The organism is Kitasatospora sp. NPDC005856 (genome assembly GCF_040629945.1).
Taxonomy (GTDB): Bacteria; Actinomycetota; Actinomycetes; order Streptomycetales; family Streptomycetaceae; genus Kitasatospora.
In genome coordinates this window covers 59,379-71,219 of the sequence record NZ_JBEXWT010000044.1, presented here as the reverse complement: position 1 = coordinate 71,219, position 11,841 = coordinate 59,379, and the positions used below count along the sequence as shown (strand labels likewise).

Annotated in this window: 8 protein-coding genes; 6 read left to right on the top strand and 2 right to left on the bottom strand. The window is 71.3% G+C overall.

What is annotated here, in order from left to right; translation table 11 throughout:
• Positions 1-571: 571 nt before the first annotated feature.
• Together ABZ449_RS25080 and ABZ449_RS25075 are read left to right on the top strand one after the other, a co-directional pair.
• A complete protein-coding gene (locus ABZ449_RS25080; RefSeq protein WP_360349870.1) occupies positions 572-4,633 on the top strand; it encodes a polymorphic toxin-type HINT domain-containing protein in 4,062 nt (1,353 codons plus the stop codon).
• Between the two features lie 27 nt (positions 4,634-4,660).
• On the top strand, positions 4,661-4,996 hold the full coding sequence (locus ABZ449_RS25075; protein WP_360349867.1) for a hypothetical protein: 336 nt from the start codon (positions 4,661-4,663) through the stop codon (positions 4,994-4,996).
• Positions 4,997-5,137: 141 nt separating this feature from the next.
• Here the strand turns inward: ABZ449_RS25075 and ABZ449_RS25070 are convergent, their stop codons facing one another.
• Positions 5,138-5,512 carry a hypothetical protein gene (locus ABZ449_RS25070; RefSeq protein ID WP_360349864.1) on the bottom strand — a complete coding sequence of 125 codons (375 nt, stop codon included), beginning with the start codon at positions 5,510-5,512 and terminating at the stop codon, positions 5,138-5,140.
• A 579-nt stretch (positions 5,513-6,091) separates the two neighbouring features.
• On the opposite strand from ABZ449_RS25070, the gene ABZ449_RS25065 reads away from it, so the two are divergent.
• The 4 genes from ABZ449_RS25065 to ABZ449_RS25050 all read left to right on the top strand — a co-directional run bounded on the left by ABZ449_RS25065 (position 6,092) and on the right by ABZ449_RS25050 (position 10,859).
• On the top strand, positions 6,092-6,517 hold the full coding sequence (locus tag ABZ449_RS25065; RefSeq protein WP_360349861.1) for a hypothetical protein: 426 nt from the start codon (positions 6,092-6,094) through the stop codon (positions 6,515-6,517).
• Positions 6,518-6,519: 2 nt separating this feature from the next.
• Positions 6,520-8,475, top strand: a complete 1,956-nt coding sequence (locus tag ABZ449_RS25060; RefSeq protein WP_360349858.1) for a tetratricopeptide repeat protein — start codon at positions 6,520-6,522, stop codon at positions 8,473-8,475.
• Positions 8,468-9,874 carry a serine/threonine-protein kinase gene (locus ABZ449_RS25055; RefSeq protein WP_360349855.1) on the top strand — a complete coding sequence of 469 codons (1,407 nt, stop codon included), beginning with the start codon at positions 8,468-8,470 and terminating at the stop codon, positions 9,872-9,874. Before ABZ449_RS25060 ends, ABZ449_RS25055 begins: the two co-directional genes overlap by 8 nt.
• A 370-nt stretch (positions 9,875-10,244) precedes the next feature.
• On the top strand, positions 10,245-10,859 hold the full coding sequence (locus ABZ449_RS25050; RefSeq protein WP_360349852.1) for a hypothetical protein: 615 nt from the start codon (positions 10,245-10,247) through the stop codon (positions 10,857-10,859).
• 189 nt (positions 10,860-11,048) lie between these two features.
• Here ABZ449_RS25050 and ABZ449_RS25045 read toward each other — a convergent pair whose 3' ends face one another.
• Positions 11,049-11,492 (bottom strand): hypothetical protein, encoded by a 444-nt coding sequence (locus ABZ449_RS25045; RefSeq protein WP_360349850.1) that lies wholly within the window; start codon positions 11,490-11,492, stop codon positions 11,049-11,051.
• Positions 11,493-11,841 lie beyond the last annotated feature (349 nt).

Here is an 11,841-nt window from a genome sequence, read left to right as displayed (position 1 = left end):
GGGTGCCGTCGGCGGACGCGATCGCGGTGACGCCGAGCGTGGCGGCCGCGGCGACGGCGCCACCAACGAGCCAGCGGGACATGCGCTTTGCCATGAGTATTCCTCTTCGTTCGTTTGGTGTTGACCTGGTCGACAGATCATCGAAATGTGACGAAGCCTCCGGATGGCAGGCGAACCTGCATGACGTGACGAGGCGTCATGAATGGTGGTGGCGAGCCTGGAAAGCCGCTTGGCCACCCCCGTCACCATCGGCGGAATCCGCTCCATCGAACCAGATCGACGGAGGCCGCGCCAAGACCCTTCTTGCAGCTCAGACGGGCAGGTTGTCACGATTTGGAAGGCATTTGATCACATACTGACGGTGCGACACCTTTGCCGAATTATGAGTCCACTGAGGCACTTTGACGCCCGATCGGCAACGGAACTGTTTGACTTCGTGGGCGTTCTGTTGGAGTGTCATTTATCGTGACTCCGCTGCGGCCGGGATTCGGCCGATGTCGACAGTGGAGGTCTTCCCGTGCGTCAATCGATATCCCGTTCACGACGGCGAGGAAGGGGAGGGCCGCCGCTGTTGGGCAGGCTCTCCCTGGGCCTGCTACCCCTCGCCCTCACCGCCGGACTGGTCGGGGCCGGCATCCCGAGCGCCGCCGCCGTGTCGGCCACCGGGCAGGTCCAGCCGGGCCCCCGCGAGCTCGCCCTGCAGGCGTGGCTCAACGGAGGCCCCCGACTGCACGCGCTCGCCGAGGTCGCACTGGCCGGCTCCGACCAGGACGTGAAGCAGTTCGTCGACAACGAGCTCGCCGGGGCCCAGCACGCGGACGACCTGCTCGCCGCCACCCAGATCTCCAGCGTGGGCGGGCCGAAGGTCCGCGAGGCCGCCGACAAGGCGCTCGACGGCACCGCCGACGAGCTGCGCACGTTCCTGGAGGGCGGCTGGCAGGCGGCGCTCGACGCCGACCGGCGGCTGTGGATCACCCGGATCACCGACCCCGCGATGGGTGCCGGGCGGAGTCTCCAAGCGGCGGGCGATGCCGCGCTGCGCGCCAACACCAGTGACGATCTGCAGAAGTTCCTGACGGAGACCCAGTTCACGGCGAAGGACGGCGACGACCGGGTCAAGCTGGTCCAGATCCTGAGTTCCGGTGGCCCCAACGTCCAGGCGTCGGCGCGGATCGCGCTGAACGGGTCGATCCAGGACGTGCGCGACTTCCTGGCGACCGGCCAGTACATCGCGCAGAGCCGTGACCAGGAGCGCGCGAGCATCGCGCAGCTGGCGCAGCAGGCGAAGGACGCGAGCGCGCAGGCGGCCCAGGAGACGGCCGCGGCGATCGAGGCCAAGGACCAGGCGGTCCACAACTCGGAGCTGGCCAAGGCGGATGCCGCGCGGGCGGCGATCGAGACGCAGCAGGCCGGAGCCGACACGGCCAAGGCCACCGAGGCGGCGAACAGGGCCGCGAGCGCGGCGGAGCGTGCGGGTGCGGCGGCGCAGACGGCGATGACCGCCGCCCGTGCGGCCAACGCCTCGGCGCGCGCCGCCGCCATCGCGGCGTCGAACGCGGCGGCGGCGGCGGCCGGGGCCCAGCGGGCCGCGGCCAACGCGCGGACGGCTGCCGCGGCCGCGGCCGGTGACGCGACCAAGGCGAACGAGGCGCGGGTGGCGGCGGATGCCGCCGATGCCGCGGCGAAGATCGCGGCGGACGCGAACGCCACGCTGGTGAAGGCGAACGAGGCCGCGGCGCGGAGCAAGGACGCGGCGGGTGCCGCGCTCAGCGCCAAGGGCAACGCGGATTCCGCGGCGGGTTCGGCCGAGCAGGCCGGTGCCTACGCGGACAGCGCGGGCGGGCAGTCGGCGAAGGCCAAGCAGGCCGCGGCGGCGACGCGTCGCTCGGCCGCCGAGGCCGGCCGTGCCGCCGCCGCTTCGCAGCAGTTGGCCGGTGAGGCCGCCACGCAGGCCGAGGCCGCCAAGACGCTGCTGGCGTCCGCCGCTTCCCACGCCGCCGCGGCGGCGCAGGCCGCCCGGGACGCCGCCGACCACGCCGGACAGAGTGCCAACGCCGCGCAGGAGTCCACCGACCACGCGAACGCCGCCTCCGGCTTCGCCGCGGACGCCCAGACCGCGGTCGACAAGGCCAACGCCGTCCAGGACCTGACCCGTCGCACCGAGGCCGAGGACCTGGCCAACCGCACCGCGGCGGCCGTGGAGAAGGCCCGCAAGGCCAAGGCCGACCAGGCGGACAAGCAGGCGCAGACCGACCAGGCCGCCCAGGACGTCCAGAAGACCAAGGCCGAGGCCGACCGCCTCGCCGCGCTGGCCAACCAGCCCGGCGCCACCCCGGCGCAGGTCGCCACCGACGGCCGCAAGCTCGCCCTGATCTCCCGCAAGATCTCCGGAACGTGGGGAGAAACGGCAGCCGAAGCGGCTCTCACCGGCAACGACGCCACTGTCTTCTCCTATGTGAAGAGCGGCCGCAAGCAGGCCGAGGACCACGACACGCGTGACCGTGCCACCGACGTCTACACAGGCTCGGAGAGCGACACGGTCCGTACCGCGGCCTACACCGCGCTGCAGGGCAACACCACCCAGGTCGCCGCGTTCCTGACCAGCGGCAAGGACGAGGCAGCGGCACCCGACAACCGGCTGACGATCACCCGCATCAGCGACACGGCCGGCCCCGCCGTCAAGGCCGCCGCCGACGCCGCCCTGCGTGTCAACACCCCCGCCGCGCTGCGGGACTTCCTCGGCAAGGGACTGTCGGACGCCCAGGCCGCCGACGACCGCCTGACCGCCGTCCGGCTGGAGGACGCCCCGGACACCGAGCCCGAGCTCAAGGCCGCCGCCCGGATCGCCCTCGAGGGCCCCGTCCAGGACCTGCGCGCCTTCGTGGCCCGGGGCCAGTACACCGCCCAGCAGAAGGACCGGCTCACCGCCGTCCACGTCGCCGACGTCAAGGGCCTGATCGCCGAGGCCACCGCCAACGCCGCGACCGCCCAGAAGAACGCCGCCACGGCCCAGGCCGCCGCCGCCATCGCCCGCGACGCCGCCACCGAGGCCAACGGCTACGCCGCCCAGGCCCAGGCCTCGGCCAACACCGCCGCCGACCAGGTCGCCAAGGCCCAGGCCGCCGCCGACGCCGCCCAGGCCTCCGCCGCCCAGGCAGCCGCCTCGGCGAAGAGTGCGAATGCCGCCAAGGCCTCCGCCAACCGCGACGCCGCCAAGGCCGTCTACTCCGCCAACCAGGCCGAGAGCTCGGCCCGCCTGGCCCGGTGGTCCGCGTCCGAGGCCAACGACTACGCGAGCCAGGCCCGGAGCTCCGCCGAGGCCGCGGGCAAGGACGCCCAGGCTGCCCAGGCCGCCGCCGACGACGCCCACGCGAACTACCAGGTGAAGCAGGAGGCCGAGGAGAAGGCCCGGCTCGCCAAGCTGGAGGCGGAGCGCCAGGAGGCCGAGAAGCGGGCCCAGGCCGAGCAGCAGAAGCAGGACTCGATCGCGGCTCTCGAGGAGGAGATCAAGAAGGCCAAGGAGGACAGCGAGAACGTCAGCTACCTCTACCACCTCTTCTCCGAGAGCATCCACCTCACCCTCGACGTCATCGGCGGCGCGGGCGGCGTCATCGCCCCCGGCCTCGCCGACATCGCCGACCTCATCAACTGCGCCTACTACGCGGTCGAGGGCAAGACCACCGAGGCGCTCACCTCCTGCATCGGCGCGATCCCCTTCATCGGTGACGGCGCCGCCGTCGCCAAACTCGCCCAGTGGGCCAAGAAGTTCGGCTCCTGGGGCGAGAAGGCGGTCGAGTTCATCCAGAAGCTCGTCACCCGGCTTCCTCCGGCCTGCGAGCTGAACAGCTTCCCGGCCGGCACCCGCGTCCTGATGGCCGACGGCTCCACCCGTGCCATCGAGACGGTTCGGGTCGGCGACGAGGTCCTCGCCACCGACCCCACCACCGGAGTGACCGGCCCCCGCCGGGTCTCGGACACCATCTACACCCCCGACGACCGGGACTTCACCGACATCTCCCTGGGCGCCGGACGCTTCCTGACCAGCACCGACCACCACCCCTTCTGGTCCGAGAACCAGAAGCAGTGGCTCGACGCCGCGGCTCTCAAGGCCGGCGACGAACTGCGCGACGCGGCCGGCCGGCCCCAGCCGATCGAGAGTGTCCGGCACTGGAACACCCTCCAGCCCGCCTACAACCTCACCGTCGACGACCTCCACACGTACTACGTGCTGGCGGGCGACCTGTCGGTCCTGGTCCACAACGCGAAGAACTACTGCCCGAAGCGACTCGCCCTCGGTGTCACCGTGAACGATGCGGGTGACCTCATCCTGAAGGAATTCGCCGAGAAGACCGTCAAGGCGAAGGCGTACCACCACTTCCCCGCGGGAACCGACTGGGTGGCGACCGTCCGTGAGGCACTCACCCCGGGGAAGAACACCGACATCTTCTTCAACCTCGACGGCATCGGGAAGGCCAACGCCCGGGAGTGGGCCGAGAAGTTCGGTGAGCTCGTGGACCCGAAGGAGCACTTCACGGCCTGGGAGCTGAAGATGATCAGGGAGGCTCCGCAGGACGTCCGGGATCGCGTGAAGTGGTACGAGAATGGAGTGGAGACGACCAGCCCCTTCGACTGAGACGAGCACCGTCGAATGCGCATCGGAATGACCCTCCTCGCCGGGCTCAAGGATCTGCCCCTGCAGACCGAACGGGCGTTCCGGCCCTGGTCCTACTCGGTTTCGCACCGCTTCCTGGTGCTGCGTACCTGGGAGGACGCACAGAAGCCGGTCTTGCAGGTGGAGTTCGAGAATGTCGCGGCGATGAAGCTCCGGGCGACGTTCGACAGCCTGTCCATCTCCAAGGCCCGGTCGGACCGTGAGATCGACGGGTTCGCGGACGTCCCCGAGCAGGACCGCAGGATGTACCGGACCCTGCTCCTGTCCGACGGCACGCACGAGGGCTTCGTCGTGTGCAGCCGCGTGCAGCTCGTGAGGCTGTGACACCGCACGACCCCGAGGCGGGAGGCGTCCTGCCGGATCCGTCCGGCAGGACGCTCCTTCCCCGACCGCCGGCCCCCTCCTCACCCGGCCGCGTTCCGGGGCCGACGCCAGCCGACGGCGCCCACCCGCCCGCGCCGGGCGTCAGCAGCCGATGGAGCGCATGCTGACGCTGGTGAAGTGGGTGCCCGAGGGGGCGCGGAGGGTGATGGGGCGGGACTTGCCCTTGCCTCCGGCCCAGTCGCTGTCGACGTAGCCGCCGTTGGAGAGGCCGCCGCGCACGTAGGGACAGCGACCGTCCGCCTTGGTGTCGTGGACCGTACCGACGACCTTGGTGTTGTAGTTGCACCACTTGCCGTTCGCGTAGCCCTGGCCGGAGCTGATGCTCCAGTTCTGGGTGCACGAGTCGGCGGGCGGCGGCGCGGCGTGGGCGCCGGTGGCCGGGAGGAGGAGTGCGGCGAGGGTCAGGGCGGCGACGGCGGCTCCGGGCACGGCGAGACGGCGCTTGAAGATGGACATGGCGGTACCTCCACACGGGTGCACGGTGGACTTCCGGGCCGGGCGTCGGGGACGGTGTGGCGGCACACGGCACACGGCATGCGATTTCGCGGCTCGCGACTCGCGGCTCGCGGCCCGGCCGACGGCCCCCGACCTCGGCGGTTCATCGAGCGTGACGTAGTCGAACTACCGTCGTCAACGGCGAAGGGGAGTACGGGCGTTGGCATGACGCCCCGGGGACACCGGGGCGGCACGGACGACCCAAGGGGTACGTCCCGCACCATCGGGACGGCTCGCACGGTCGGCCACCTGCACGAACATCGACCCGGAGTTCGGTCATGCCTCACGACCGCTCACCCCTCTGCGGTCCGCCCGGACGACCACACCGCCTGGCGGACGCAGCAACCACCCACCGGGGAAGGACAGTTGATCACCGTCCTACGCCGGATGCCGTCGGCGGTGGATGCGGACCCGTCGGATGGCGATCTTCTGACGGACGGTCATAACATTTCGGCCGCACGAGGAACAGAACGCTCCGCGCCGCCGTCCTAGCGGATGCGGAACACCCGCGCCGGTCCGATCCAAAGGGGAATCGCTGTGGTGGAATCCTGGCTCGCGGTCGAAGCGGGCGGCCCCGACGCCGTCCTCGACCTGCGCGACTGGCTGGCCGGCGAGCCGACGCTCCGCGGCCGGGTCCGCGTCGCACCGGCCATGGCTGGCCCGGGCGAACTCGGGTCCTGGTCCGACGTCCTCATCGTGGCGCTGGGGGCGGGCGGCGCGGTCACCACGCTCGCCACCTCGCTCAGGGTGTACCTGAGCCAGCCCCGCACCAGCACCGTCAGGCTCAAGACCGTGAAGCCGGACGGCACCCGCACCGAGGTGACCGCCGCGCACGTCGCACGTTCCGACGTGGAGGCGTTGCTCAAGGCCGCCCTGCACGACGGCCCGCCCACGGACACCGCCCCGCACCTCGCCCCCGCCCCGCGGACCGACACCACCCCGCGGACCGACGGCGTCTCGGGCTGACCGTGTTCCGGCTTCCCGACGCCTCGCGCTCGTGGGCCGTACTGATCGGCACCGCCCACTACTCGCACCAGAGCGGGCCCGCGGACGTACCGGCGATCGCGAACAACGTGCTCGACTTCCGCGACGTCCTGATCGAGGGACAGCCGGGCGCCTTCGCCCCCGAGCGCTGCATCACCGTGCTGGACCCGCGACAGCCCAGGGACCTCGGACTGCCGCTGCTGCAGGCGGCGGGCGCCGCCGAGGACGTGCTCCTCGTCTACTACTCCGGCCATGGCCTGATCGGCTCCAAGAAGGGGGAGCTCTACCTCGCGCTCGCCGAGACCGACCAGAGCATGCCCTCCCTGACGGCCTGCCCGCTCGACGTCGTCCGGGAGGCGTTCCAGGCCAGTCCGGCGCGCGTCCGGGTGCTCGTCCTCGACTGCTGCTTCTCCGGCCGCGCGGTCGCGGGCGGCCTGTCCGGGAGCACCCCGCCGGTGGTCGAACAGCTGGAGATCGCCGGCGCGTACACCCTGGTCTCGTCACCGCCGAACTCGCCCTCCCACTTCGAGGAGGGCAAGCGGCACACGGCCTTCACCGGCGAACTGCTGCGCGCGCTGCGCAACGGAGTCGACGGCGCCGGCCCCGAGGGCGTGTCCCTGGGCGCGCTCTTCCCCCACCTGCGGCTCGCGCTGCGCTCACGGGGGTGGCCGGAGCCGGAGCAGTGCGGCACCGACACCGCCGCCAATCTGATCCTCAGCCGCCCGCGGGCGGGGCGCTCCGAGCATCCGGGCCGGGGTGAACCCCCCGACGGCGGCCAGGGACCGGTCACCGAGCGGGAGCGCTTCCAGTCCCTCGTGGAGTCCGGGCGGCGCCTCGGCCAGGGCGGCCACGCCCGGTCCGCCGCCTCGGAACTGGGCAACGTCCTCGACGAGATGACCCAGATCCTGGGCACGGACGACCCGGACACCCTGGCCGGACGGATCGAGTACGCCCAGTGGCTGGGCGCCGCCGGCCAGGTCCGCGAGGCGCTCGACCTGTCCACGGCGGCGGTCGGCTCACTGACCCGGGTGCTCGGCGCCGACAACCGGGTCACCCTCGTCGGCCGCGCCCAGCTCGCCCACTGGACCGGCGAGGCCGGGCGTCCGCAGGAGGCGGCGCGACTCACCGGCGAGGTGGTCACCGACCTGACCCGCGCCCTCGGCCCGGACGACCGTGAGACCCTGCTCGGCCGGGGCCGGCTCGCTCACTGGATCGGGGTCTCCGGCGACACCGGCTCCGCCGCGCACCTCACCGGCCTCCTGGTGACCGACCTGCACCGGGTCCTCGGGGCGGAGGACCGCGACACCCTGGTCGGACGCATCAACCAGGCCCAGTGGACCGGCCGGACCGGCCAGACCCGGCAGGCCGTCCGACTGCTCGGCTCCCTCGTCCCCGACCTGTACTGGCTCCTCGGCGCCGACGACCTGCACACCCTGATCGGCCGGGCCAGGCTCGGCCAGTGGACCGGCCTGGCCGGCTCGGCGAAGGGCGCCCGCGGGCTGTTCGCCGCCGTGGTTCCCGATCTCAGCCGGGTGGCCGGACGGGACGCCCGCGAGACCCTCCTCGCCCGCAGCCAGCACGCGCACTGGACCGGCGAGGCCGGCGACCCGCGGACGGCCATCGCCCTCTTCCGGCAGCTCCTCGACGACCTGGACTGGATCCTCGGCGAGCAGGACCAGGTCACCCTGGTGAACCGGGCCCGGCTCGCCCACTGGACCGGCGCCGACGGGGACGTCCGCACCGCGCTGCGCCTGTTCCACGAGGTGCTGCCGGAACTGCGCCGCACCCTCGGCGCCGACCACCCGGAGGTCCGCGCGAACGAGGCCCTGCTGGCCCGCTGGCGCCACCGCGCGGACCGCCGGCTCAAGTCGGAGATCCTCTTCGGGCGCGGGCACCGGACGACCGACCGCCGGGGCCTCGGGAGGTGGAGCGATGGCTGAACCCGACGGCTGGATCGGCCTGCCCGACGGGTTGGCGCCCCTCTCCGCCACCGACCGCCGGGAGCTGGGCGACTACCGGCTGCTGGGCCGCCTCGGCGAGGGCGGCATGGGAATCGTCTACCTCGCGCGCTCGGCCACCGGCCGGGCCGCGGCGGTCAAGGTCCTGCGACCGGAGCTGGTGAGCGAACGGGAGGCGCAGGAACGCTTCCGCCGCGAGATCGCCGTCGTGTCGCGGATCCCCGAGGAGTTCACGGCCCCGCTCCTGGACGCGGAGGCCGACGAGAGCGGCGCCTGGATGGCCACCTCCTTCATCCCGGGGCTCTCCCTCCAGCAGAGCGTCAACGCCTTCGGACCGTTTCCGACCGACTCGCTGTACGCCCTGTGGTACGGACTCCTGAGCGCCCTGCACTCCGTCCACGCGGCGGGCGTCGTCCACCGCGACCTCAAGCCGTCCAACGTCCTGCTCACCGCGCAGGGCCCGCGGCTCATCGACTTCGGAATCTCGCTCATGGCCGGCTCGACCCGGCAGACCTCGACCGGCGTGATCATCGGCACCCCGGGCTACCTGGCCCCGGAGCAGGTCACCGGCCAGTCCGTACGCGCCGAGGCCGACGTCTTCGCCCTCGGAGCGGTCATGGCCTTCGCGGCGACCGGACTGCCCCCCTTCGACGGGGACCACGTCGTCAACGTGATCTTCAACGTGCTGCAGAGCGAGCCCCGGATATCCTCGCTGCCCGCCGACCTCGACGGCTCGGTCCGCGCCTGCCTGAGCAAGGAGCCCGCCCACCGGCCGACCGTCGACGGCCTGCTCCACGCGCTCCCCGGCCACCTCGTCACCATCGCACAGCGGCAACTCGCCCACGGGGACTGGCTGCCCGACGCCGTCTCCCGCGCCACGCTGCGGCGCACCCAGCTCGTCCTCGACCTCGACCGCCCGTACCAGCCCCCATCGGGCCGCGCCCTGGAACCGCCACCGAGCCCGCCCACGGCCGAGACCGTCCAGCGCCCCGCTCCGGGCGGGCCGACCACCCGGCTCCGACCGCGCACGTGGGCGACCGAGGTCTTCTCGGCCCCGCCCCCGCCCCCGCCCCCGCCGAGCCCGGAGACCGTCCACCTCCGCACCCCGGGGCACCCGCAAGCCGGGCCACCGCCGCCGCCCACTTCGTCCGCCTCGTCGACGCCCCTCCTGCCGGGCCCTCCACCGGACCCCCCACCGCCCTACCTGCCGGCGGTGCGGCCACCGTCCCCGCCCCCGCAGCCGCCGGGCGGCAGCAGCCCGGCCCCCGAGGTCCTGCTGCGCACCTTCACCTCCCCCATGGAGGCCGAACTCCCACCACCGCCCCGCACCGGCCTGCGCCGCCGCTGGTTCCGCCCGTCCTCATGGCGCGGGCGGGGCTGACGCCCCGGGCCCGGGCCTCTGACGGGGCCTGATCCCCCGCCCCCCGCGGCCTGATCGTGTACGCCCTCGGATTTCACACCCTCTGCACGGCAGCCACGGGACAACCCTGAAGATCACCAAAAGAGTCACCGTATTGACTTCAGCCTGACCCTCCGATCAACATTCTCCTCCCAAGAGCGCCGCACCCAAAGTCTTCTCATTCGACGAGTTGAACCACTGGCCGCACGGCCGACAAAGGACGGTTCGTACCGCCTCAAGGCGCCCTGCTTGCAGGCTCAACTACCCCATGGCCAGTGGCGCTTCGCGGCCACACCTCTAGCATGGAAGTGACGAATCATCCTTTGCCTCCACGTAACAAGGAGTGACGCAGATGACTGTCACGGCGCAGAAATCACACGAAGCGTGGGCACAGATACAATCCCGCCGAAACACCCCGGAAACCCTCAAGGCGTTCGAAGAGGGGCGCCCGCCGACAAGGGGCGCAATGCGTCCGATCGAACCCGAGATCCCGATAGTCCTCAACGGGGAAGTCGTCGAAGACCTTGAGCAGTTCAACGCCACGATGAGGTCTCAGGCGCTCTATACGACTCGCCTGTCCGACGGGGGTGCGGTTGCCCTCGGAGCCTTCACCGACCGTACGGCAATGCTCTCCGAAGCACGGTCGATGGACACGGATGTGGCATTGGACTTCGGGCTTCCCACCTTCACCCGGGTCTGGGAAGACGCGAACGAGGGCGGGGACCGTCTTGAGTTGGAGCATGGCTTCCACTGGCCCAACCTGGTCAACGTCCCCAGGGGTTTTCTCCATACGCAGAACTGGAACGACATCATCTCGTCGGTGAGCGTCTGCGCGTTCGACGTGGACCTTTTCTGGGACATCAACCTGTCGGGGGCCGATTTCTTCGTTCCCGCAGGAACCCGGATCCCCGACCTGACTCCTTTCGGCTGGAACGACGCCGTCTCGTCGTTCATCTGCTGGGGGTAATCAGGGACACACATCGTTACCTGGCGCCGAGCGTCGCAAGAGACCGGTCCGGTTCGCCGGTCTCGTGAGTAGCGTGGCGTCATATCCGCGCCCCGGGTCCAACGACATCCACGTACCCGTCGAGCGGTGGGCATCGAGGACACCTGCACCCGCTGCCCCGCTCGGCGGCGAGCAGTCGCCCGCCTGGGTTCAGGCCGCCGGTATCGCCGTGAAGCGGTTGCGGAGTTCGTTGTAAGGGTGGGCCTCGATCACGAAATCGTCGCCTTCCCTGTCGTTCGAGATGAACATGAACCGGTTGGTGCTGGGGTTGAGGAAGACGAAGACCCCGGGATCCGGTTCGAGAACCATGAAGCTGTTGCGAGGCTCATCACGATACGGATGTGCTTCGACGACCTTGTCTCCTCCCCTCTCGCCCTCGGAGACGAACAGGTAGTAGCCAGTCGCGGGATTGTAGAGACGGACGTTCCCACCACCGTCGTCCTGGGCCTCGAACCTGTTCCTGAACTCATCGGGGTAGGGGTGGGCTTCCACCACCTTGTCGTCCCCCTCCGTATCGTTGGAGACGAAGAGGAACTGACCGTTCTGCTGGTCGGTGTGCAGCAGGATCTGTGCCGGAAACATGGGGAGAGGCATGGTCACGGCTCTTTCATGTCTGCGGGTTTGGTGACGAACACTGTGGGGAGCCGGGTTGATCGGCTCCACAAATCCCCCGCATCACCCATTGAGGCGCCATCGCGCAGGATTCGCAACAAGGACGGCCGGCACACCGACCTGCCCGCCGCGCTCGTGGCGAGCGCGGCGGGCTTAAGGTCAACTGGTCAGTGGCGGTGGTGGTTGTCGGATCGGGCGGGGGCGCCCGGGTGTTCCAGGACCCCGGCCAGGGTGAGGCGTTGGGCGCTCTCGCGGCCGGGGCGAGTCGGGCGACTCGGCCCGGCCATTGGCGCCGTCAGGCGGGTGCGCGCCGGGTCGGGTCCTGGTTTCG